Annotated in this window: 12 protein-coding genes; 9 read left to right on the plus strand and 3 right to left on the minus strand. The window is 63.1% G+C overall.

Translation table 11 applies throughout. From position 1 onward, the window contains the following. Positions 1-26 precede the first annotated feature (26 nt). The 7 genes from OZ411_RS22670 to OZ411_RS22700 all read left to right on the plus strand — a co-directional run bounded on the left by OZ411_RS22670 (position 27) and on the right by OZ411_RS22700 (position 17,904). Positions 27-1,538 (plus strand): class I adenylate-forming enzyme family protein, encoded by a 1,512-nt coding sequence (locus tag OZ411_RS22670; protein WP_282529725.1) that lies wholly within the window; start codon positions 27-29, stop codon positions 1,536-1,538. Further along, positions 1,535-2,296, plus strand: coding sequence for an SDR family oxidoreductase (locus tag OZ411_RS22675; protein ID WP_282529726.1), 762 nt, complete (start codon positions 1,535-1,537; stop codon positions 2,294-2,296). Before OZ411_RS22670 ends, OZ411_RS22675 begins: the two co-directional genes overlap by 4 nt. Before the next feature lie 250 nt (positions 2,297-2,546). Further along, positions 2,547-3,011, plus strand: a complete 465-nt coding sequence (locus OZ411_RS22680) for an Lrp/AsnC family transcriptional regulator (protein ID WP_130578615.1) — start codon at positions 2,547-2,549, stop codon at positions 3,009-3,011. Positions 3,012-3,396: 385 nt separating this feature from the next. Next, positions 3,397-4,047, plus strand: coding sequence for an STN domain-containing protein (locus OZ411_RS22685; RefSeq protein WP_282529727.1), 651 nt, complete (start codon positions 3,397-3,399; stop codon positions 4,045-4,047). Further along, on the plus strand, positions 4,044-4,559 hold the full coding sequence (locus OZ411_RS22690) for a sigma-70 family RNA polymerase sigma factor (protein ID WP_130578613.1): 516 nt from the start codon (positions 4,044-4,046) through the stop codon (positions 4,557-4,559). The genes OZ411_RS22685 and OZ411_RS22690 overlap by 4 nt, the downstream gene beginning before the upstream one ends. Positions 4,560-4,659: 100 nt before the next feature. Continuing rightward, positions 4,660-5,658: a DUF4880 domain-containing protein gene (locus OZ411_RS22695; RefSeq protein WP_282529728.1), complete on the plus strand. Its 999-nt coding sequence runs from the start codon at positions 4,660-4,662 to the stop codon at positions 5,656-5,658. A 165-nt stretch (positions 5,659-5,823) separates the two neighbouring features. Then, complete coding sequence (locus OZ411_RS22700) at positions 5,824-17,904, plus strand: filamentous haemagglutinin family protein (protein ID WP_282529729.1); 12,081 nt, start codon at positions 5,824-5,826, stop codon at positions 17,902-17,904. A gap of 78 nt (positions 17,905-17,982) precedes the next feature. Here OZ411_RS22700 and OZ411_RS22705 read toward each other — a convergent pair whose 3' ends face one another. Genes OZ411_RS22705 through OZ411_RS22715 form a run of 3 tightly spaced genes read right to left on the minus strand, consistent with a single transcriptional unit; the run spans position 17,983 to position 22,320 of the window. Continuing rightward, a complete protein-coding gene (locus tag OZ411_RS22705; protein ID WP_282529730.1) occupies positions 17,983-18,954 on the minus strand; it encodes a biotin/lipoyl-binding protein in 972 nt (323 codons plus the stop codon). Next, entirely contained in the window at positions 18,941-21,271 is a 2,331-nt protein-coding gene (locus tag OZ411_RS22710) for an ABC transporter permease (protein WP_282529731.1), read from the minus strand. Before OZ411_RS22710 ends, OZ411_RS22705 begins: the two co-directional genes overlap by 14 nt. Continuing rightward, positions 21,268-22,320, minus strand: coding sequence for an efflux RND transporter periplasmic adaptor subunit (locus tag OZ411_RS22715; protein WP_130577630.1), 1,053 nt, complete (start codon positions 22,318-22,320; stop codon positions 21,268-21,270). Before OZ411_RS22715 ends, OZ411_RS22710 begins: the two co-directional genes overlap by 4 nt. A 242-nt stretch (positions 22,321-22,562) precedes the next feature. Here OZ411_RS22715 and OZ411_RS22720 point away from each other — a divergent pair, with 242 nt between their 5' ends. Together OZ411_RS22720 and dinB are read left to right on the plus strand one after the other, a co-directional pair. Next, positions 22,563-22,760 carry a thiamine pyrophosphate-dependent enzyme gene (locus OZ411_RS22720; RefSeq protein WP_245475745.1) on the plus strand — a complete coding sequence of 66 codons (198 nt, stop codon included), beginning with the start codon at positions 22,563-22,565 and terminating at the stop codon, positions 22,758-22,760. 110 nt (positions 22,761-22,870) lie between these two features. Beyond that, positions 22,871-24,118, plus strand: a complete 1,248-nt coding sequence (dinB, locus tag OZ411_RS22725; RefSeq protein WP_282529732.1) for a DNA polymerase IV — start codon at positions 22,871-22,873, stop codon at positions 24,116-24,118. Positions 24,119-24,293 lie beyond the last annotated feature (175 nt).

Raw genomic sequence — 24,293 nt, forward strand, 5'->3', positions numbered from 1 at the left:
CTGATACGAAGGACGGAGTTCTGCCGATGCGTTGGCACAATCTGGGCTATCTGATCGATCGCAGGGGCAATCTGGACAAGGAAGCGATCATCGATCTCGCTTTGCCCGGTGGCCCGAGGATCTATACCCACCGACAGGTCGATCAGCTCGCCAACGGGGTCGCAAAATATCTGACAGACCGCGGATTTTCCCGCGGTACGCATATCGCCATCCTGTCATTCAATCGCGCCGAATATGTCGCGGCTTATTTCGGCATCATGCGCGCGGGCTGTATCGCGGTGCCCGTCAATATCAAGGTCGCGCGCGATACCATCGACTATGTGATGGACGACGCCAAGATCGCGCTCGCCTTTGTCGACGCTGCGAACCGCCATCAGGTGCGCGAGGGCATTCCGGTGATCGACTTCGACGACGCTGGGCCGAACGGTTTTGCCGCGAGCATAAAGCCCTTCGAGTCCTTCGACAGCGTCGTGGCCGGGCCGGACGAAGTGGGCCAGATGCTCTACACCTCCGGTTCGACCGGCCGGCCGAAAGGCGTGCCGTTGTCGCATCTCGGTCAGCTCTGGGCGCTCTCCACCCGAACCAGCGGCGCGCTCAACGAAAGCGAGCGCTACATCATCGCGCAGCCGTTGTTTCACATGAATGGGTTGTTCGCGACCAAGACAATCTTTGCGACCAACGCATCCGTAGTGCTGCTGCCATCGTTCGAAACCAGGAGCTACATTGAGGCGATCGCCAAATACAAGGCAACCGCGGCCACGGCCGTCCCCACCATGTGGGCACGGGTGGTCAAGGAGCGCGACCTGCTGGCCCAGAACGACATCACTTCCGTCAGGCGATTGATGCTTGGCTCGGCGCCGATGACGATGGGCTTGTGGGACAAGATCAAGCAGGTTCTGCCTAACGTCACGCTCTCCATCGGCTATGGCACCACCGAAGCCGGGCCCGCGGTGTTCGGGCCGCATCCAAAGGGCATTCCAACGCCGCCGCTCGCGCTCGGCTATCCTATCGATCCCGAGACCGTCAAGCTCATCAATGGTACCGAGAATGAGGGCGTGCTGTTGATGCGCAATCCTGCGCTGATGGATCATTATCACAATCTGCCGCAGCAGACGGCGAAGGCGATCACCGATGGCTGGTATTACAGCGGCGACGTGATGCGTCGCGACGGGAACGGCTTCTATTATTTCGTCGGCCGCGCCGACGACATGTTCGTCTGCTCGGGCGAGAACGTCTATCCGGGCGAGGTCGAGAAGCTGCTCGAACGTCATCCGCAGGTGCAGCAGGCGGCGGTGGTGCCGCTGCCGGACGAGGAGCGCAGCCAGGTCCCGGTCGCCTTCATCGTCACCCGCGCCGACGCCAAGCCGACCGCGGACGATATCCGCAAATTCACGATCGCCAATGGGCCGGCTTACCAGCATCCGCGCCGCATCGAGTTCGTCAACGAACTGCCCTGGGCCGGCACCAACAAGATCGACCGCAAATCGCTGATTGATCGCGCCCGCCAGCTCGAGGCGGCGAAAGGCTGGTCGGCGTGAGCACGCTGGCAGGCAAGATTGCATTGGTCACCGGCGCCAGCCGGGGCATCGGGCAGGCGATCGCACTCAAGCTTGCAGAAGACGGTGCGATCGTTGCGGTTCATTATCACTCTGCCGAGGGTGCCGCGCGCGCTGTTGTCGACGCGATCGTCGCTGCCGGTGGGGCTGCGTTTGCACTGCAGGCCGATCTATCGGCGCGTGGCGGTGCCGTGGCGCTTGCCGCGAAGTTCACCGCGGAACTAACCGAGCGATACGGCAAGACAGCGTTCGATATCCTCGTCAACAATGCTGGTGTCGGCAAGCGTGCGACGATCGAGGAGATTACGGAAGAAGATTTTGAGCTTCTGTTGCAGACCAATCTCAAATCGCCGTTCTTCCTGATTAAGGCTCTGTTGCCCCATCTCCGCGACGGTGGCCGCATCATCAACATTTCGTCGATGGGAACGCGCGCCGCTTACCCGGCCATGGCAGCCTATGCGCCGACAAAAGCGGGCCTGGAGGCGTTGAGTCGGCTGCTCGCCGTTCATCTTGGCGGGCGACAAATCACGGTGAACTCCGTGATGCCAGGCGCCACTGCGACTGACATGAACGCCAACGCGCGCGACCCCGTCGCCAGCCGCGCGGTTGCCAATTCGATTGCGCTTGGACGTGTCGGCCAGCCGGCCGATATCGCCAAGGTCGTCGCGTTCCTGGCGTCCGACGACGGCGGCTGGGTCACGGGCCAACAGATCGACGCCAGCGGCGGCCAGCGGCTGTAAGCCGCACTGCCGCCGGAACAGGCAAGGATTGGCCGCTTTAGCCGTCCGATGCCTCGCCTGGCAGCCTTTTCATCAGCAGATTTCCTATGAGGGCGCCTGGCTCGCGGCGGGACGCTACACGCTGCCGCGAGATTGTACAGCGTCTGATGAAAGTTCATGCTAGCCGCAGCGCGCGTATGGCAATAACATTCTTCAAACAAGGTTCATGACAACCAAAACATTCTTTTCCCTCCTGGATTCGGAGGTTTGCATGCTCGACGACTTCGACCGCAAGATCTTGGCAACGCTGCAGGTGAATAGCAGCCTCTCGATGCAGGACATTGCCGAGCGGGTCGGGTTGAGTTCGACGCCCTGCTGGCGGCGGATCCAGAAGCTTGAGAGCTCCGGCTACATCAAACGCCGGGTGGCGCTATTGGACGCGGAAAAGCTGAACCTTGGTGTCAGCGTCTTCATCGCTGTCAAGACCAACCAACACAATGCGGAGTGGGCGCAGAAATTCCGGAAAATCGTCACGAGTTTTCCGGAGGTCGTGGATTTCTATCGCTTGAGCGGCGACGTCGATTATTTGATCCGAGCCGTCGTGTCCGACATTCGCGCCTATGACGATCTCTATCAACGATTGATCGCAAAGATCGACCTGCACGACGTCTCATCGATGTTCACGATGGAGCAGATCAAGTCGACCACCGAATTGCCACTCGCGAGTCTCGCGTGAGTGACTGAGGCGGGCATCCATGTGCCTGGGCTGGATCGTCGACACGGATACCGAGATGGGACACGACGGGGGACCTGGAAACCGGCCTCTGTCGCGGCGAAGCCGGACACGTGACGGCTTCGGTTGTCGTCAAACCGTAATATTACGTCACTAGCGTCCGCCGCGCGTTGGCTTGGGATGTGCGCTGACGCGCAATTTGGACCGTCGGCGGGCAGGTCGTAGCGCTGGGAAGCTGGAACGGCTGTCCTGATCTGCGTGGGCGGGGACAGTGGTGATGCTTCGATCGGCCCAAGCCGAACTCAGACCGGATCGCGCCAAGCGTGTTGTCGCTGCGTCGGCCAATAGGCGGCTGGCAGCTTGGGCATGCGCGTTGGCCGTCGCGGGCATGGCTGCGGGTATCGACATGGCCGCGGCTCAGACAAGGCCAGCGAATGCGCCGATCGAATTCAATATCCCCTCGCAACCGCTCACCGCCGCACTCAGTCGCTATGTCGATGCGACCGGACGCGACGCCCTCTACGACACGAGCCTTGCGGCCGGCCGCCTCTCCGGCGATGTCCTGGGCGTGTTTGCGCCGGACGAGGCGCTCCGAAAGCTCCTGTCTGGCACCGGTCTGGCTGCCGAGTTCGTCGCCGAGACGACTTTCGTGCTGTTGCCAGAACCGCTCGCCACTCAGCAGGCGGCGCAGCAAACACGATCGCCAGAACATCGGCGTTACTATGGACAGATTCAGGCGAGCATTGCGGATGCTCTTTGCCGATCGGGCGGCGCGCGTCCGGGCAGGTATCGCTTCGCCGCCGTGTTCTGGATCGCGCCAGATGGTGCCGTCCAGAGATCCCAACGTATCGGGTCCACCGGCACGCCGGATACCGATGAGCGGATTGATGCGACCTTGCGCAGCGTGCGGTTCAACGAGCCGCCGCCGGCGGGCTTCCTGCAGCCGGTCTTGATCTTGATCGTGCCGCAAGGGCCCGGCGTGGTGCAGGGTTGCGGCAAGCCCGATCCCAACCTCCGATCGGCCGGGACCCGGCCATGACCGAGAACGCCTTGACGATCATCCGCCGCCTGTTTGTCGATCGCTATGACGACCTCAAGGCGCGTCTGACTCAACGCCTCGGCTCGGCCGATCTCGCCGGCGATGCCATGCAGGACACGTGGTTGCGCCTGTCGCGCGCGGAATCGATTGGCGCCGTTCAAAGTCCGCGCAGCTATCTCTTCCGAATCGCGTTGAACGTGGCAGAGGATCGCCGCCGGATGGAGCGGCGTCAACGCATATCTGCCATCGAGATCGAAAGCCTGCTTGAGCTGCCCGACGATGCGCCGACGGCTGAGCAAACCATGTTGGCGCGGTCTGACCTGGAGGCATTCGAGGCGATCGTCGACGAACTCCCCGAGCGGCGACGGGTGATCTTTTTGGCTGCGCGGGTGGGCAATGTTCCCCGCCAGGAAATCGCCGACCGGCTCGGAATCTCCCGGCAGCTCGTCGCGAAAGAACTCCGCTTGGCACTCGAACATTGTCTGGCGCGCTATAAGGAATTGAAGGGTTGAGCGTGCACTTCCGGTCGCCGAGAATCGTCTTAGAGGCAAGAATTCCAGCAATCGTCGCCGGCGTTCTCACGGAAGAAGCCGCGAAAGGCGCAGCATCGAGATGAGCAAGGCACATCCAGGTCTGGATCCGGTAGAGCGGGAAGCGGTCGACTGGCTGCAGAAGCTCACATCCGGAGACATGACGCCGAAAGACCTGGCGGCGCTGGAACTCTGGCGCGCCCGCAGTCCTCTCCATGAAGCCGCCTTTTTGGAGGCGAAGCGCCTATGGCGTACGGCCGGTGCCGCCGGCCATGCTCTGTCGGATCCGGATGAAAGCTTTGTAGCCAAGCTCGATGCGCTGGGACGGCGCCGCAGGATGAGCCGTCGCGCGGTGTTGAGCGGCGGCGTCGCGGCACTTGCCGCGGTATCGGTCTACGGCGTGCTCGACCCGCCGTTCGGACTTTGGCCGTCATTGTCCGAACTGAATTCGGATTACCGCACCGGCACCGGCGAGCAACGCCATGTCACATTCGCTGGCGACGTGGCGATCGGCCTGAACACGCAGACGAGCCTGGCCATCCGTCCCGCGGAAGGAATCGAAGATCGCATCGAGTTGCTCTCCGGCGAGGCGTCGTTTGCAATATCGACGCGCCTGGCGCGATCGCTCGTGGTCCTGGCGGCAGACGGCAGGACGACCACCGAATCCGGCCGGTTCGACGTTCGCTACACCGCAAGCGGCGAGCGGTCCCCGGTCAGCGTGACCTGTTTCGAGGGCGCGGTGCGGATTGAACGTGGAACCGACGTGGTGGCCCTGCGATCTGGCCAGCGCGTGCGCTATGATCTTGCGGGACTGAGCCAGATTGCTGCAGTCGATCCGCAGCTAGCCTCGGAGTGGCAGCGCGGCATCGTCGAATTCCGCGGTACGCCACTCATCGAAGCCGTGGAAGAAATCAATCGATATCGGCCCGGCCGCATCATTTTGATGAACGCGGCCTTGGGCCAGAAACAGCTCAGCGGTCGCTTTCGCATCGATCAGATGAATGAGGCGCTGTTGGGATTGGGGCGTGCGTTCGGCGCAAAACTGCAGCGATTGCCGGGTGGAATCGTGCTGCTGAGCTGATTCGGGCGAGGGCGGGTAAAAAATTTCTCAAAAAAATCTTCCGAAAGCGTAGTCAATGGCCACTCGGGATTCGGTCTTAGCGGTGAGACCTCTCTTGACCCCCGAGGCGGCGGCGACATCCGGCTGCAGCGTCAGGGGCGTACCGTTGTCTGAAGGAGCCGCCCGATGTCTGCCCGTCCGTCCTCGACCGCCACCGGTCCCACGCGCCGCCATGCCCGTCACGCGGCGCTGCTGACCGGCGTCAGCGTGATGGCGCTGTTCCTGGCGAATGCGGCGGTGATGGCGCGCCCACTGGGCGGACAGGCGCCGACACCATCGGCGGCGGCGATGGCAGCATCGCAGTCGGCGGCGCAGGAGGCCGCGGCAGTCGCCAAGCAAAGCCAGGATGCGCTGGCGCGGGCCACGCGCGCCATCCAGGCGATGCAGGCGGTGCAGGATGCGGCGCGCCTCGCAGCGCAGGCCTCGCAGCGCTCCGCGACGCTCCCGCAGGTCGCGGTACCGAACGGGCTGGCGCCGGGCGGCCTGCAAGCCGCGCCCGGATGGCAGGGCGCGAATGCGCCGACGCAGGCCGTCGATGCCAGCGGCCAGACCCAGGTCGGCATCCAGCAGACCAGGGCGCAGGCGATCCTCAATTGGAATTCGTTCAACGTCGGCGTGCGCACCACGCTCACTTTCGACCAGCAGGGCAATGCGAATTGGGTGGCGCTCAACCGCGTGGTCGGCAGCACGGCGCCGAGCCAGATCCTCGGCAACATCAAGGCCGACGGCTCGGTCTATGTGATCAACCAGAACGGCATCATCTTCGGCGGCGCGAGCCAGGTGAATGTCGGTGCGCTGATCGCCTCGACCGCCAACATCACCGATACCCAGTTCCTGATCAATGGCATCTATGCGCGGCAGCAGGGCGGCCAATACGTGCCGAGCTTCACCGATGCCGGCGGCGTCGTGAAGGTCGAGGCCGGCGCGCTGATCTCGACCAGGGCGCCGTCGTCGGCGAAGCAGGGCGGCGGCTTCGTCTTATTGATGGGCACCGAGGTCAGCAATGCCGGCTCGATCAGCGCGCCGCGCGGCCAGGTGCAGCTAGCGGCCGGCAACGACTTCCTGCTGCGGCCGGGCTACAGCACCGACTCCAACCAGGCCTCGACCACTCGCGGTAACGAGATTTCGCCGATCGTCCGTGATGCGTTCGCGGCCGTTGGCAATTCCGGCCTGATCTTCGCCCAGCAAGGCGATATCACGCTCGCGGGCCACAGCATCGGCCAGGACGGCGTGCTGGTTGCCACCACCTCGGTCAACACCCGCGGCACCATCCACCTCTTGAACGCTGCCTCCGATGCCGCCGGCAGCGTCACGCTCGGCAGCGGCAGTCTGACCGCCATCCTGCCCGAGCTCGGCAGCACCGAGACCGCGCTCGACAGCCAGCGCAACCAGTTGATTGCCGATTCCAACGCCTTCACCCACGTCCCGGCCGCCAACGCCCAGTTCAACAATCTCTCGCTACTCGCCGATCGGCTCGACCAGGGCCGCGTCGAGATCGTCAGTGGCGGCAACGTGGTCTTCAAAGATGGCTCCATCACGCAGGCGCAAGGCGGGCAGGTCGCAGTCTCCGCCGGTCGCCGCGTTTTCGCCGAGGATGGCGCGGTGATCGATGTCTCGGGCGTGCGCGGCGTGCTGCTGCCGATGTCGGCCAACAACATCATGGTCAACGTGCAAGGCAATGAGCTGCGCGATTCACCCATCAATCGCGATCAGGACTATCTGAAGAACGCGGATGTCTGGATCGACGCACGCAACGTGGTGCTGGTGCCGGCCGGCACCGGCGGCTATGCGACCGACCGTTATTATACGCCGGGCGGCCTGCTCGAGGTCTCGGGCTATCTCGCCAACACCGCCCACCGCATCGGGGAATGGACCGCGCTCGGCGGCACCATCACGCTGGCGGCGCCGGAGGTGGTCGCGCAGAAGGGGGCAGTGTTCGACGTTTCCGGCGGCTCGGTCAGCTACGAGGGCGGCTATATCAGGACCACCAACTTCCTCGGGGCGGATGGCCGAACCTACAATATCAACAATGCGCGCGCGGATATGCAGTTCACGGCGCTCGGCGGCGGCTATGTGCGCAAGCATTATATCGAGGGCAAGGTTTACGATAAGCTGACCGAGATCTGGGCGTCCCCGTTCGGCAAGGGCAGTGTCTCGACCCGCTGGGAGGATGGCTACACCGTCGGCCGCGACGCCGGCTCCCTCATTCTGTCGACGCCGACGTCGATCTTCGAAGCCACCATCCTCGCCGACATCGTCAAGGGTGAGCGCCAGACCACGGCGCGGCCGAGTGGCACCACCGATGGCTACAAGCTGCCGCAGGACGTCGCGCCGCTCCAAGGCAGGCTCGCGCTCGGCAGCTACTCGGGCATCGGCCTCACCGATGCATCCGCTGCGCGGGTCGTCTTTGGCCGTGTGCCTGGCATCACCGAGGCGCTGAACGACACATCGGCGTTGCCTGACAGCCGCATCGGCACCGCGTTGTTTGATGCGGATGCGATCAATGCCGCCAAGCTGGGCGGTCTCAACTTTGCGAGCAGCAAGGAAATCGTTGTCGAGGCGCCGCTTGAGCTTGCGCCCGGCGCGGAGGTGACCTTCGCGGCGCCGCATGTCGATATCGCCGCGGACGTCACGGCTCGCGGCGGTAGCCTCACGCTGACCAATCTCATGCATGCCGTGCTCGGCAAGGGGCAGAACGAGCAATGGTGGGCGCTCAACGATGCGAACGGCAATTCGCAGGTCACGATCGGCGAGAGGGTTGCCGTTGATCTCAGCGGGTTGTGGACCAACGAATTCCGCGACACGCAAACCGATTCATCACGTCTCGCGCATCTTGATGGCGGAAATTTCACCGTCTCGACCACAGGCGGCATCACGCTTTCGAAGGGTTCGCTCATTGACGTGTCGTCAGGCGGCGCCATCCTGGAGGATGGCAAAACCAAAGGCGGCAAGGGCGGCAATGTCAGCCTCGTCGCCAATGATTATGCGCATCTAGCCTCGACGCAGTTCTTCACCAATCCGCTCATCCTTGATGGCGCTATCCGCGCCTATGGTTTTGGCGGCGGCGGCACACTGACATTGGATGCGGGCCAAGCGATCGCGATCGGCAAAAGCGTGGCCGATGCGCTGGTGCTCGATCCCGAGATCTTCCGGTCCGGCTTCTCCGCGTACAAGATCTCCAGCAACACCGGCATGGAGATCGGCGAGGGAACGCGCCTTGACGTCGAGGTGCCGGTCTATCGCTTCACGGACAAGAGCTATGACGCGGCGACGGGAAGCCCTATCGCGGATGCCGCGGAGCTGTGGACGCCGCCGAGCTTCATCATCAACCCCGTCGCGCATAGCGTCACGCAGCGCGTCGGCGCCGATGTGACGCTCTGGAGCCTGCATGATTTCACGCTGGCGAAAGGCGCGTCCATTAACGTCGATGCGGGGCGTTCCGTGTCGATCTTCGCCAATCGCCAGACCGTCATCGACGGCGCGATCTTGGCGCCCGCCGGCAATATCCTGATCACGAGCCTGCAGGACGCGCCCGGCGACAGCCGCTATAATTTCGGCTATGGCGAATTCGCCCTGACGCGGTCGATCTGGATCGGCAACGCCGCGGTGCTGGATGTCTCCGCACGCGGCGCGGTGGGACGCGATGAGCGCGGGATTGCTTACACGGCTGTGCCGGACGGCGGCACGATCCGCATCGGCGGCACGGGCGCGGTCGACAACGGGGGCGCGCCCATTGTCAGCGATGCGTTTGTGATCCTTCGTCCCGGCGCCATGATCGATGCATCAGGCACCTCTGCGCTGGTCGATGTCTCCACCGGCAACGGCTATGTCTCGACGCCGGCCGCGAGCGATGGCGGGACGATCTCGCTCTATTCCGCCTTCGGCATCACGCTCGACGGCACCTTGCGTGCAGCAAGCGGCGGCAGCGGCGCCTCCGGCGGCGCGCTGAGTCTGACAATGGCTGAACGAGGTTATACGCTGGGGCAACCCACCGCGAGTTCGCCCTATGCCGCCGGCGACTTGACGGAAGCCTTCCAGAGGTCGCGCGATATCACCCTCGTGCAGTATGCGGGTCGCAGTGGCCTCAGCGCCGATCTTAAGCCGGGTGAGGGAGATCCGGCCCTGCAATTCGGCCGCACCGTGATCGGTGTCGACCAGATCGAGGCGGGTGGATTTGCATCGCTCTCGCTCTCGACTCGCGATCTCTTTGTTTTTGGCGGCAATATCGATCTTCAGCTTTCGCGCAGCATCCGCTTGTCAGGCGGTGTGATAACGGCGCCCTCTGATCAATCCGCTGTCAACATTCGCCTTGCGGCGCCTTACGTCCGCCTGGAAGGGTTTAACTACAGCGGGACAAAGCCGGAACAGGTTGGGGATATCAAGGGGTATTATCCCGGCATCAACGTGGGGTCGGGCTTCCTTCTTGGTGCTCCTCAATCGATCGCGAAGGACAGCCATTTCACGATCTCCGCCGATCTCATCGATGTTTACGGGGATATTCATTTCGGCGCGACGGCCCAGCAAGGCTATGGCTCAGGGCTGATCCGAGATGCCGTCGCCTATGGCTTTGACCAGGTGACGTTGCAAAGCCGCGGTGATCTTCGCGTTGGTGATGCCACAATCCGTGCTGACCAAAACGAACAGGTTGGCGGCCTCAATGCCTACAATCTCACGCTGATCGCGGATCAGATTTATCCTCTGAGCGGCGCGGTCGCCATCATCAGGGTTGGGCAGCGGGCCGGATTGGACGATGGCGGCTATGCCCCAGATACCCGTCTCACCATCCGCCGCAATGACGATCAGACACCAGCGGTCCCGGCTTCGGTCTTCGGCGGTCTCGCCTTCTTCGCCGTCGACATCGACCAGGGCGGCGTTCTTCGCGCGCCGTTGGGTCATATCTGGTTAAACACTTATGATCAGTCCGCGGCCAATGCCGTGCCGCCTAACGCGCGTATCACGTTCCGCAGCGGCAGCATTACGTCCGCGAGCGCGGCCGGCCTGATCATGCCCTTTGGGGGCACCTCGGACGGGATCACCTATCAAGGCGCGGACGGCACGCTGCGCAACCTGGCAAGCGCGTCGTATGATGACCAGCACGGCATTAAGATCTCGAGCGGCGTTTCGATCAACGCCGCATCGGTCGTGGGCGAGGTCGGGGCCGTGCTCGATCTCACCGGCGGCGGCGCGCTCACCGGCGCGGGTTTCATTTCCGGCCGCGGCGGTTCGGTCGATGTGCTGAAGACAGCGCTCGTCAATGCCAATCCGGTCAACAGCTACAGCGCCTCCGGCAACAAGATCTATGCGATCCTGCCCGGTTACGCCGCTGATTATGCGCCAGCGATCGCAACCAACGGCGCTGGCGATCCGGCGATTGGCCAGCAGATCACGCTTCCCTCTGGCGTGCCGGGACTGCCGGCGGGCACCTATACGCTGCTGCCCTCCAGCTATGCGCTGCTGCCCGGCGGCTATCGCGTCGAGCTTGGCTCGACGGGTGCCACCACGATTGCGCCCGTGACCATCGGCAATGGCTCCATCATCGCATCGGGCTATCTCGGCGTCGCCAATACCGGAAGCCGGGACGCGCTGCCGACGCGGGTGATCCTCACCTCCGGCCAGAACACGCGGCGCTATTCGCAATATAACGAAACGAGCTATGCCGATTTCGGGCGTGCGCAGGCGGCCCAGTTCGGCGGCTTCCGGCCTCGTTTGCCGGAGGACGGCAAGGTGCTTGAAATCAGCCTGCTCCCGTCGGTTGATAATACGAAATCGCTGTCCTTCGCCGGCACCGCGCTGTTCGATGGCGCCAAAGGCGGCATTGACGGCACGCTGATCATCAAGCCAGCTGCCGTCACGTCGGGCCCTGTCGTGCTCGACATCACGGCACCGGGGGGCACGCCCATCGTCGGGCATACGTCCATCTCGAGCGACGACATCAACGCCTTCAAGGCATCGACGCTCTTGCTCGGCGGCACGAGCATGTTCTTCGTGGAGAACAAGCCCGGCGTCGGCGCCAACGTTTATTTTGACGCAAGTACGACCTCGGCCATCAACCTGCTCGACGGCGCCATCATCCGCGCGGGCCAGGTGTTCCTGGTCGGCAAGGCCGTCAACATGGCGGGCGGCGCGACCATCGATACGCGCGGATTGAGCAGCAACGCCGTCGATTCCACGCTCGGTTATGTGTATGCCAACATCAGCCCCTATTTGTACGCGGATCCCAATTTCAGTCCGGCCGTGCTCGCGGTCGCCAATGGATGGTTCCAATTCCTGAATGCCGTTGGCCCCGGCAAGATCGACATTGCGAGCGGTGCATCGCTGCTCACCGACGGCAGTGTGGTGCTGGCCGGGCCGGGCGGGCTCACCATGGGCGACGTCAATTTCGGCGCGCGCTATCTCAACGTCACGCAGGAGCAGGTCAATATCGGCACGGAGGCTGCGCTTGCCGCGGCGCAGGCCGCGGGCCAGCTCCCCCCGGGTTGGAACCTCACCCAGAGCGTCCTCGACAAGCTCCTGCGGCCGTCGACGACATCAGGGGTTCCCGCGCTCGAACAGCTCATTCTGACGGCAAACCGCGCGTTCAATCTGATCGGCACCGTCGCGCTCGACACCACGCGGCAGGAGGGGGCCGGGGATCCGCTCAAGCTCGTTCTCAACACGCCAGCCATTTATGGTCTTGGCTCGGCGAGCGATACGGCGAGCGTCACCGCCGATACGCTGATCTGGAACGGCATCCGCACTGGCACTGCCGCTCCGTATGGCAGCCAGGCACCCGCCGGTGTCATGCCCGGCGGACCCGGCACGGGTTTGGGGCGTCTCGCCATCACGGCGAACGAGGTTCTGTTCGGCTATGACGCCTCGCAAAGCAAGCCGACCGATGGCGCAACGCTGAACCGTCTTGCGCTCGGCTTCTCGGATGTCACGCTGACGGCGTTGAGGCGTGTCACGGCGAACAGCGATGGCACGTTCAAGGTGGGCTTGAGCCAGGACAGCCAGGGCGCCTTGCAGGGCGGGAATCTCACCATCGCGGCCCCGCTGATCACGGCGAGCAATGGGGCAAAGCTCGATGTCACCGCGGGTGGCGCTTTGCGTCTGGTCGCGCCGACTGGGGCCGCTCCCGCGGATACGCGCGGCGTGACGGATCTCGGCGGGACGGTCTCCTTTGGCGGCGACAGCGTCTTTGTCGATACCGCATTTGCCTTGCCCTCCGGCAAGCTGACGCTCAGCGCCACGCATGATGTCGTGCTCGGCGGCAACGCGGTCATCGACCTGTCAGGCCGTGCCATCTCCTTCTTCGATGTCACGAAATATAGCTGGGGCGGCGATCTCGTTCTGAATAGCACGAGCGGCGACATCATTCAGAGCGCCGGCTCGGTGATCGACGTCTCGGCGGTGAACAACGCTGCGGGCTCGATCACGGCCAAGGCCATCGACGCCGCGCATGGGCATGTCTCGTTCGGCGGCACGATCAAGGGATCGTCGACGGGTGATTATGACAGCGGCCAGTTCACGGTGGCGGCGCAGGATTTTGGCGCTTTCGCCGCATTGAACGCGAAGCTCAATCACGCCGGCTTCTTCGGCGCCCGCAGCTTTGATCTGCGCCAGGGCAGCCTTGTCATCGGCGATGGCGTCAAGGCGCGCTACGTGACGGTCTCCGTCGATCAAGGCAGCCTCACAGTCGACGGCAGGATCGATGCAAGCGGCGCCAAGCCCGGCACCATCCGCCTGTCGGCGCGTGATGATCTGACCTTGACGCGGAACGCCGTGCTCGATGTGCATCACTCTGTTCTGCAGACCGACAGCTATGGTGCGCCGATCGAGGCCAACAACACCGCGCATGTCGAACTCACGAGCAAGCAAGGAACAATGACGCTGGCGCCGGGCGCGACCATCGATATGTCCTCGCCGGACAACGTGGCGCGCGGCAAGCTGGAGCTCAATGCGCAGCGCCGCGGCGGGGCGGACGGCGACGGCACCGGCGCAAACGATATCGCGATCGACGCGCGCAGTCCGCTCGATATCCGCGGTAGCAGCAGCATCGCGATGAACGGCTTCCGCACCTATGAACTTCCGGGCGGCAGCGCCATCGATCAGGCGTACCTCGATGGTTTGCATGCCGACAGTCAGACATTCATCAACGCGGCGCTTCAGAACGGCGACTTGAAGAACCGGCTTGCCGGGCTGGCGGCTTATGGCTCCGCCTTCCATCTGCGGCCGGGCGTTGCCATCACGTCAGATGGAGATCTGTCAACAAAAGGCGATCTGGATTTCTCCGGTTATCGCTATGGGCCAAAAGCCGATCCGGCCGTGCTGGGCTCCGGCGAGCCAGGCGTGCTCATCGTCCGCGCCGCAAGCGATCTCAAGATCAACGGCAGCATGAATGACGGTTTCGCACCGCCGCCGAAATCGCCCGACGCGCTGACGGTGCTGATCCCGGCAGGTAGCACCCTTACGTCAAATTACACGATCACAATGGATGACGTGGTCATCGGCAATGGTTCGACCATTCCAGCCAGTATCAAAATCAATTTGGAACTGAATCTCGTCGGGGGAAGGGTCAAGGCGAGCCCGACTGCTGCTAATCCAATTCCTGTCCAGATAACTTTGGCACAGGCTTACACGATAGGAGGAAACGCCGCACAGACCAGGACATTGAACGGGGGGCGTATCATTACCCCGACAAAAACGTACAATCCTGGCGATCCGCTTCCATTCAAAACAGTATTCCCGGTGGGCACCGTGTTCGAGAAAGGTGTCTATTTCACCGGAGTCGCATTCATAAACTCGGCCAATGCCAACAATCTGGTTCTCCAGCCGGTGACCCTGCCAGCGGGGACCAGCCTTTTCGTGTTCTCAGGCTACAAGTTCGCTGCCGATACGCTGATCCCCAAGGGTACGGTTCTGCCTTCCGGCATGACGAACGTGAAGCTGACCGGGCCGGGCGATCGTCAGGTGTGGGCGATCGCGCCGATGCTCGCACCGGGGACGCAATCCTGGTCGATGCGGCTCGTGGGCGGCGCCGATCTTGCGAGCGCCGACAGTCGTGCGCTGAAGACGGCAGATAGCCTCGCTGGTTCAGGCAATGTGGTGTTGAATGATCCCTTCCAGGTCACGCTTGTCGGCAGCGCGTCGACTACTGGCGTCAGCGTCGTGCGCACTGGCACGGGCGACCTCGAACTTCTCGCCGGCGGCAATTACGAGCAGAAATCGGCTTTCGGTATCTACACCGCCGGCACCGCGATCAAGGGGACCGGGACCGCGGCCAATGATTCTTACAACGTCAGCCGGGGCACATTGTCGGACGGCACAGTGCTGGGCTCGGCAAACGCCGCGTATGAAGCGACGCTCGGCTCGGAGCGCATGTACTACACCGAGCATGGCGGCGATTTCCTGCTTGCCGCGCAAGGCGACATCAAGGGCACGCTGACGACACGCGCTGATGAGATTGGAAGCTGGCTGTGGCGCCAGGGTGGTTCGGAGATCAGCCAGCGCACGGCATGGGGCATCAATTTCGGCAGCTATACGTTTGATCAGACCGACACGAGTCAGGCTGCGGCTTTGAATCTGTCCGCTTTCTCCGGTATCGGCGCCCTCGGCGGCGGCAACGTCACGCTGCAAGCGGGCGGCACGATCGGCGGCGACACAGGTCGCGGTGTGGTCATCGCCGTCGGTGGCAGCGGCCGTGTGATGGGCGATGGCAGTCTTGTGCAGACGGGCGGCGGCACGCTGTCGGTGAAAGCGGGCGATATCGGCACCGGTGGCAATCAATTCGTGAATCTGCGCGGGATCATGGATGTCGCGACCGGAGATTTCGGCAGTCTCACCGCGACGAACATTCGTAACGATAACGGGACGGATCCGCGGCCGATCAATCCGCTGACGCCCTATTCGATGACCACGCTCTATGGCGGAGATTTCGCGCCAGGCGACAGCGTGATCAATCTTCGCGCGCGTGGCGATCTGGCCGTAGGAACCATCCTCGATCCGGGCCGCGTCGGCGTCACGGCCTGGACGGACGCGAATAACGGTCAAACGAACGGTGACGGCGCGAGCTGGTTCACGCTGTGGACGGGGCAAACCGCCGTCAACATGTTTGCCGCGGGCGGTTCGCTCCAGCCGGGCAGCGGCGCAACATACTCCCGGTATTTGCCCCCGATCGTGCGGGCGGTCGCCGCGAACGGCAACATCTATAACCCGGGCGGAGGAATGCTGCTGCCGTCACACGACAGCGTGCTCGAGCTGCTGGCGCAGGGATCGATCTTCGGCGACGGGCACGAGATGGGTCCCTTGATGTCTTCGCTGTCCGCCCTGGCGACGCCATTCCGGCCGGCGTGGGCGATCTTGAATAACGGACGGACGATCACGGCATCCAACTATTGGGGCGATTACACCACCGTCGACGATCGGGGGATCGGATCACTGGAGGTTTATTCCTATGAGCTCGGTGGGCATCCCTTCGTCTTCGATGCGAACACGGTAAAGGATAGGGACCAGGCCGTGCTGGGCCAAAGCAATCTCTCACGTATTTATGCGGTGGGCGGCGATATCACCGGCATCACCTATGGCCGGATCCTCACCAAGACTCGGACCGTCGCCAGCGGTGAGATCAAGAACGTCTTCCATCAGGCCGGAGGGCCGCTGCGGATGCTTGCGGGCGGCGACATCGTCAATACGAAGGGACTGATCCTGCACAGCGATCAGAACGACGTGTCCACCATCGCGGCCGGCGGCAGCATCATTTATGCAGGCACGCCGTCGCTCGAGTCCGTCGAAAAGGGAGGCTTGGCGATTGCCGGCCCCGGCACGCTCGAAATCACAGCCGCCAAGGACATCTATCAAGGCTCAATTGCGACGGTTGAGAGCCTCGGACCGTTGCTTGCGGGCGACAACCGGCCCGGCGCTGGCGTCGTCATGCAGGCCGGCGTCGGTGCCGGCGAAATCGGTGTTGGACAAGTCGACTGGACCGGTTTTGCGAAGCTCTATCTCGATCCGAAGAATCTCGCGGGCGAGGGGAAACTTGCCGACCAGCCGGGCAAGGTCGCGAAAACTTATGGGGATGAACTTTATGACTGGCTGAAGGAGCGCTTCAGCTATAGCGGATCCAAGGCCGATGCGCTCGGTTACTTCTTCACCTTGTCGGCAGCGCAGCAGCGCATCTTCTTGCGGCAGATCTATTACGCCGAACTGACGGCAGGCGGGCGCGAATACAACGAGGACGGCGGTCCACGTGCCGGCTCTTATTTGCGCGGGCGCCAGGCGATTGCAACGTTGTTGCCGAACGATGCCGCCTATGGTGGAGATATCACCATGTTCTCGGCGACGGTCGGGACCGGCACGCCGGGTAAGACAACCGTTCAAAGCGGCTATGTGCACACCGATTTCGGCGGCGACATCCAGTTCCTGGTGCCGAATGGCACAGTCACGCTCGGGACCGAGGGGCTGTCGCCGGGCGCCGATGCCGGACTGATCACGCAAGGGTCGGGCAACATCCAGGTCTACTCCAAGGGCAGCGTGCTGCTTGGCCTGTCGCGCATCATGACCACGTTCGGCGGCAATATCATCGCCTGGTCGGCGGAAGGCGACATCAATGCCGGCCGCGGCGCCAAGACCACGGTGATCTACACGCCGCCCAAACGCGTCTATGACAGATACGGCAATGTCACCGTGTCACCCGTCGTGCCGTCCAGCGGCGCCGGCATCGCGACGCTGAGACAGATCGCAGAGGTGCCGCCTGGGACGGTCGATCTGATCGCGCCGCTCGGCACCGTCGATGCGGGCGAGGCGGGCATCCGCGCGTCGAGCTTTGTCAACATCGCGGCGCTGCACATCGTCAACGCCGCGAACATCCAGGCGCAGGGCGGCGTCGTCGGCGTGCCGCAGGTCCAGGCGCCCAACATCGGCGGTCTGACCGAAGCCTCGAACACGGCGGGCGCCGCTGCCCAGCAAGCCACCGTGCCGCAGGCGCGTGCCGGTGAGCAGCCCTCCATCATCATCGTCGAGTTTCTCGGCTTCGGTGGCGGAAGTGAGGAAGATCGCCCCAATAGCGAACAACAGCGGAATCGTGGCAGGCAAAGCAACAACAATTATGACCCGAACAATATGGTCCGCGTCCTCGGCAACGGCACCTTTACCGCGGACGACACCAAGCAGTTGACGGCGGTGGAGCGCGATACGCTCGCCCGCCAGGTCGTTGCGCCGAGCTCTCCATAGTCGGCATGGAGCGATCTGCGTGGGAACGTCGCGTCATTGGTGGTGACCGTTATGGAACGGGCAGGCAATGCTTTGTAGTCAATGCTTGATCCAAACAGTCATCCCTGGCGCGAGGCCCGCCGCCTCGTCCTGCGGGTCAAGGCGCAAGCGCAGCGTATTGCGGTCGTGATCGCCGATCACCCGCTCGGCCTGCCAGGTTGCAAAGACGCCGAGCGGCCGCAGTTCGGTGACGGCGCTCTTGATCGCGCCATCGGCGCTGTTCCGCATCACGCTCACTGTTTCTCCGACCGCGAGACCACTCAGATGGTCTTCGCGTACGTTGAATGAGAGCCATTGCTTGCCTGCCGCCTCGACCATCAGGATCGGTTGGCCCGCGCGAACGTTCTCGCCCACCTCCGCGGCGATGACGCTGACGACACCGTCGGCTGGAGCACGCAAGACCATCTTGTCGAGGCGGCGCTCGAGCACCGCGACCGCAGCCGCTGCGGCCTTCACCTGCGCGTCGGCGATCGCGCGTTCCTCCCGGGTCGGACCAGCCACGGCCGCATCGTAGTTCGCCTGGGCCTCCGCGACATCGGCGCGTGCGCTCGCGGCGTCGTTTTCGGCCTGGTCAAGCGCTTGCTGGGACTCGAAATTCTGGCGTGCCAGCGTGCTGGTTCTTGAGAGCTGGGCCTGCGTATAGTCGAGGCGGGAGCTTGCCCTGGCGATTGCAGCTTTCAGAGAGTCGACCTGTTCGCGACGCACGCCAGCATAGACGTTGTTGCGGTTTGCTATTGCCGAGGCGAGGGCGGCCCGCGCCTGGTCTACCTGTGCCGTCAGCTCCACCGCGGAGAGCCTCGCCAGGACATCGCCGGCCTGCACGCGCGCGCCCTTCTTGACCGCAATCGACATCACTTGGCCGTTCACCTCCGGCTCCACCCTGACCTCGGTCGCCCGCACGACACCGACGACTGCGGCTGGCGATCCGGAACCACGGACGGAATAGATCAGAACGCCCGCGACGAGCACGAGTGCGATCGCGGCGAAGGCGGCACGCCTAGCTTTGCGCATGTGTCTGCCCTCTCTTGACGGCAAGCGCCGAGATCACGGCGAGCGCGAAATAGGCGAGCGCCAGACACCACAGTCCGAGCCAATCATGCGCGACCTCCCAGATGCTGGCACCGAGCTGGTTGATGCGCACGAGGCCATCAATCGCGAAGTCGGCCGGGAACAGTCGGCCCAGCGCGATGGCCGCGTCGGGGATCGCTTCGCGCGGCCATGCGAAGCCGGCGGTGAAGAATTGAGGCAGGCTGGTTGCAAGGAGCAGGATGGTTGCGTTTTCCGGCCGCGTGAACCAGGCGCCGACGGCCTGCCCCATGAAGCTCGTCGCAAGCAAGAAGACGGCAGCAAGCGCGAGGAGTTGCGGAAGATGCCCGAGCGTCGAAAAGCCATAGATGCGCGGCAGCACAATGAGATAAAGCGCGAGCGCCGGAAGGTAAATCGTCAGATGGGCGAAGCCGCGGCCGAGCACGCCGGCGAATGCTCCGCCGCCGGTCGCCAGCGCAGTACGGGTCAACATCGCGGCACCGATCAGAAGGGTTTGCTGCAGGATCAGCACAAACGCCGCTGGGACGATGTAGCTTGCATAGCCGCCTACGGGGTTGAAGATCGGCTGCAGCAGAACGTCCGCGGGGCTCGAGTTCGCCAGCTTCGCCTTGACAAGGCTTCCATCCGAGCGTGCGCCTCGCGAAACAAGCTCGGACGTCAAAGTTCCGATGGCCGTGGCAACCCCGCTGGCGGTCGATCTGAATATGAACAGGTAGGTGGCATCGGCGTAGATCGGAATGTGAGCGGTGATGCCCTTGAGCACGTCGCGCTCGGTGTCTGGCGGGATTTCGACGGCGGCAAAAGCCTTCCCACGATCGATTGCGGTCCGCGCCTCGGCCAGTGTGCGGGCGCGGACTGCGACGCTCAATGCTCCACTCGCATCTAGCGTCTCGACGATCTGGCGGCTGAGATCGCTCAGATCGTTGTCGACGACCGCGATGGGAAGCTTGCGCAGGATCTGGTTCAGATAGGGTTGCGGATAATAAATACCGTAGACCAAAGGAGCCAGGAACAGGAGGGCGAAGGCGCTCCGCGCGCCGAGCACGCGCCGCCACTCCGCCATGAAGGCGCCGCCGAGGCCTCGCGGCGCGCGGCCGCTCTCTGATTGCTCGGCAGGTCGCGCCATCTCAAACCAGCCCTTGCGCTTGAGGCTCGCCATGCGCAGCAATGCGAGGCCGGCATACAGCACCGTCAGGCCCGCGAGCGGCGCGAAGGGAATGGCGGAGTCAGAGACGGGCAATCCCCGCGCCGCTTGTCCCAGCAAGACGGCCATGTACCAGCGCAACGGCAGTATCGCGCTCCAAACTTGCGCAAACGCATTCATGCCGATCGTGGGGAAGCCGACGCCGGCGTAGCCGAATGCAGGAGAGGCAACGAGGCCCGCAAGTCCCAGCCCCGTTGCCAGGTCGCCGGCCAGGAGCTGCAGCAAGGCGCCCAGCGACAGATAGGCGACGATCAGGAGGGAGCCAGCGGCCACCATCAACGGCAGGTCTCCCTTGAAGGGGATTTGCAGCACACCCTCAAGGAAAAGCGGCTCGGCCAACATGATGAGGATGAAGATGCCGAAGAGGGGTGCGAGTTTGCCGGCGAGCGCAACGACCGGATCGCCTCCGGCACTTTCGAGCCAGGCCCGCGCGTCGCGACGGCGGAATTCGGAGCCGACGGAATAGCCTGCGGCGAGCGTGATCACCACATGGATGATCGTCGGCAGCAGCGCGCGGAGCAGGAACTGCGCGTAGTTCTTTTGCGGATTGACAAGCGCGATGGTCTCCCCGGCCAGCGTTCCGATGGAAGCCGGCGCAGGCGCTGCGCTCTTGGCGGGAGCCGCCACAGCCGCCGCGGCGGAAAGCGCATCGCTCAGGCCCGAGGACGCAATGCCGGCCGCCGTGAGGAACTGCTGGTTGTAGAATCCGACGACCTGCGGGCGGCGTTGAGCCTGCAGGTCGCGTTCGAAATCCGGCGGGATATAGATTGCCGAGATCGCCTTGCCGGACCGTATATCCTTCACGGCCGTGGACAGCGTACCGGAGCGGTCGACGATTTTCAGGCTCGGTGATGCCGCGACGTATTCTACCAGGGCACGCGAAGCGTCCGACTTGTCCTCGTCAACGACAGTCACCCCGAGCCCCCGGATGACCGGATGGCTGAAGACCGTCGTGAGAACCACGAACGCAAAGAGAGGCACGCCAAAGATCAAAAGCAGCGCCACACGATCGTGGAACAGCCAGCGGCATTCGCGCTGTGCGACCAGCAGAAATCCCGGTTTTGACGCTAGCCTCATTGCCGCGATCGCCAGTCGAGATAGGCGCTCATACCCGGTCGCAGCTCGGGCACGGGCTGGACCGGGTAGGCGCGGATCGAAAATGTCCGCAAGTCGAAATCGCCCGAAGCACGCGTGGCCCGCCAGCTCGCATATTCCCCCTTGGTCGCAACAAGCTTGACCTCGACCGTGACACGGCGGTCATCGAGAGCCGGAATACGGACATCAAATCGATCGCCGACCTTCAGGCCCTTGACGAGATCCTCGCGAAGATCGAAGTGGATCCATACGTCGGCTAGATCGATCAGGGTCACCAGCGGCACGCCCGGCGATACGTATTCGCCCGGCTCGATATTGCGCTGATAGATCTGCGAGGCGACGGGGGCATAGACCACAAGTTGGTCGATGATCGATTGAACGCTCTGGATATCGGCATTGGCCTTTTCGACGTTGGCCCTCGATATCGCCCGCTCCTCCTTTGTGTAGCCATTGACAGCCTGGTCGTAGGCCGATTTGGCCTGATCGACGGCGCGTTCGCTTTCGTGCAGCGCGTCGGTCACTTGGTCGAGACGGGCTTGCGGCGCATTGCCTTGCTGGGTCAATGTGTAAGTACGGTCAAAGGTCTTCTGCGCAAGCACCTGAGCAGCCTGCGTCCGCTCCATTTCCGCTTTCCGCGCGGCAATGGTTTCCACCCGCGTTCCGACGAGTACGTTGGCAAGTTGAGCCTCCGCAACAGTCTTTGCGGCCGTCATTTGCTCGTGTTTGGCCAGAGTTTCCGGGTTATCGATCCGCACGAGCACAGCGCCAGCCGGAACGTTCTGGCCACGCTCGACGGGTATTTCCTTGACCCGTCCGTCGACACGCGCGGCTATATCCAGCCGCGTTGCATCGACCTCGCCTTGCACGAGCAGCGGTTCCGGTCGCAAGAGATAGAAGACAGAAAGCGCGACGACGGCGGCTGCGACGATGCCGACGATGATGGAAGGAGCACGCGTCGCGGTGCGGGTGTTTTTCTCGCCGTCACTCGGTGCGTCGGACGTACTTTGAATTTCCTTGTCAGAGGTCGGCATGTCCGCGCCTGATTCCCCTTTGCGTGACCGGGGTAGCCGTTTGCTAGCTTTGGTTGTTAGGCCTGTCCAATCTCGATCCGCTGAATTCCGCGAGCAGGAGGATCAACTATCGGCAGGGTGCATGTCAACCTCCGCCCTTATCGGATGCCGTCTGCTCGTCACTCGGGATAGCGTATCGAACAGCACGGCTAGCTCCGCAGAATTATATGCGCTCGCCTAAGTCATCTTCGTGAGTGTGCCTCATGGAACGGGCCAACGATATGCCGTCAGCCATCGGACTCCAGAAAGCAGAACCTGGTCAACAAGTCGTGTGCATGGCAGGCGAGGGTGGAATTTCGATGCTGTTCGGAGACCTGATGACGGTCGTGCAACAGGAGCCTTTTGCTCAATTGCGTTCCCGAGAGCGGAAGGAACGGTCGCTCAACCGGGCGCAGGCTTGATCAGCCAATCGCTTCTTAGCCTTTGTGAAACTCGGCTTGACACTCGCTCTAACATGTTCTCATTATGTTCTCTGTGGATTTCGGTCAAATTTCACCGGTGAACGGTCTGGATGGCAACGATAGCCACCATCCTTCATGCAGACCTGGATGCTTTTTATGCCTCGGTCGAGCAACTGCTCGATCCTTCGCTGCGCGGCAGACCCATCGCTGTCGGTGGCGGGGTTGTGCTTGCTGCCTCATACGAAGCCAAGGCGTTCGGGGTGCGAGGTGGTATGCCGGGACGGCAGGCACGTCAGCTATGTCCGCAACTCACTTTTGTCAGCGGCCATTTCAAGGACTACCAACGGCTCGGCGATGCTGCCATCAAGGTGATCAGCGATTTCACGCCTCTCGTGGAGCGTATTTCCATCGACGAGGCCTTTGCCGACGTTGCGGGCTGCACTCATCTCTTCGGTGCGCCCGCCGAAATTGCAAAGACAATCCGCCGACGCGTGCGGATGGAGATTGGTCTTGCGATCTCGGTCGGCGTGGCGCGCACCAAGCATCTGGCGAAAATTGCCTCGCAAGTCGCCAAGCCCGATGGACTCGTGGTCGTCGATCCCGACACCGAACTGGAGTTCCTTCACCACCTGCCCGTCGAGCTGATGTGGGGAGTGGGTCCGGTCACGAAGGCGCGGTTGGCCGAAATCGGCGTGTTGACGATCGAGCATCTGGCAAAGACGCCAGGATGGTCGCTCGAGCGGTTGCTCGGTCCCGCTGCAGGGGAAAAACTCGCAGCGCTGGCGTGGAATCGCGATCCGCGGGAGATCAAGTCTCACCGCCGAGCTAGATCGGCAGGGGCGCAGTCGGCGATCGGCAGGAATCCGGCCGAAGAGCGGGTTATTTGCCCCACGCTGCTTCACCTCGCGGACCGCATCGCGACGCGACTCCGGGCGAAGTCCAGGCCCGGTCGAACCGTGACGGTCCGCGTTCGCTTCGCCGACCTGAGCTCGGTGACGCGCTCGGTAACGCTCGATGCGCCGATCTCCGCGACTATGATCGTCGCTGAGATCGCCGAGGAACTGGTGCGAGCGATCCTTGCAGATCATCCGGACCAGAAGACCATCTCGCTATTGGCGATCTCCGTGTCGCATCTTGAGGAGCACTGGGATCTCGAGCTCGAACTCCCGCTTGGACTTCAAGATGAAGCGCGCCGCCCCGGCACCAGGATGGGCATGGCCCGTTGGGCGGCCGATTGCGCCGTCGACAAGATCCGCAATCGCTTCGGATGGGATGCGATCGGATATGGCCGGGCAGCGCTGGGCATTTCTCGTTCCGTGCCCGACGAGTTTCGCAAACTCGCCGAAAGAGACCTGTAATGCGCGAAAGCCTTGGCCCGACAAGGCGACCGGTGGGCACGAGATTCTGTTTACCAGCTAGGGTCTGTTGGGATTCAGGATTCTCATTCGTGCTTGGCTGTGATTCAAGCTTTGGATGGAACGATTCGTTTTGACTGACGGCCAATGGGCGAAGATGGAGCCGCTTTGTCTCGGC

The organism is Bradyrhizobium sp. Arg237L, from assembly GCF_029990105.1.
Classification (GTDB): domain Bacteria; phylum Pseudomonadota; class Alphaproteobacteria; order Rhizobiales; family Xanthobacteraceae; genus Bradyrhizobium.

Coding starts and splice junctions, on each gene's coding strand:
- OZ411_RS22705 (WP_282529730.1), bottom strand. CDS start 18,954: ATGCGCAAAGCTAGGCGTGCCGCCTTCGCCGCGATCGCACTCGTGCTC.
- OZ411_RS22700 (WP_282529729.1), top strand. CDS start 5,824: ATGTCTGCCCGTCCGTCCTCGACCGCCACCGGTCCCACGCGCCGCCAT.
- OZ411_RS22680 (WP_130578615.1), top strand. CDS start 2,547: ATGCTCGACGACTTCGACCGCAAGATCTTGGCAACGCTGCAGGTGAAT.
- OZ411_RS22720 (WP_245475745.1), top strand. CDS start 22,563: ATGGAACGGGCCAACGATATGCCGTCAGCCATCGGACTCCAGAAAGCA.
- dinB (WP_282529732.1), top strand. CDS start 22,871: ATGGCAACGATAGCCACCATCCTTCATGCAGACCTGGATGCTTTTTAT.
- OZ411_RS22685 (WP_282529727.1), top strand. CDS start 3,397: ATGGCTGCGGGTATCGACATGGCCGCGGCTCAGACAAGGCCAGCGAAT.
- OZ411_RS22715 (WP_130577630.1), bottom strand. CDS start 22,320: ATGCCGACCTCTGACAAGGAAATTCAAAGTACGTCCGACGCACCGAGT.
- OZ411_RS22670 (WP_282529725.1), top strand. CDS start 27: ATGCGTTGGCACAATCTGGGCTATCTGATCGATCGCAGGGGCAATCTG.
- OZ411_RS22695 (WP_282529728.1), top strand. CDS start 4,660: ATGAGCAAGGCACATCCAGGTCTGGATCCGGTAGAGCGGGAAGCGGTC.
- OZ411_RS22710 (WP_282529731.1), bottom strand. CDS start 21,271: ATGAGGCTAGCGTCAAAACCGGGATTTCTGCTGGTCGCACAGCGCGAA.
- OZ411_RS22690 (WP_130578613.1), top strand. CDS start 4,044: ATGACCGAGAACGCCTTGACGATCATCCGCCGCCTGTTTGTCGATCGC.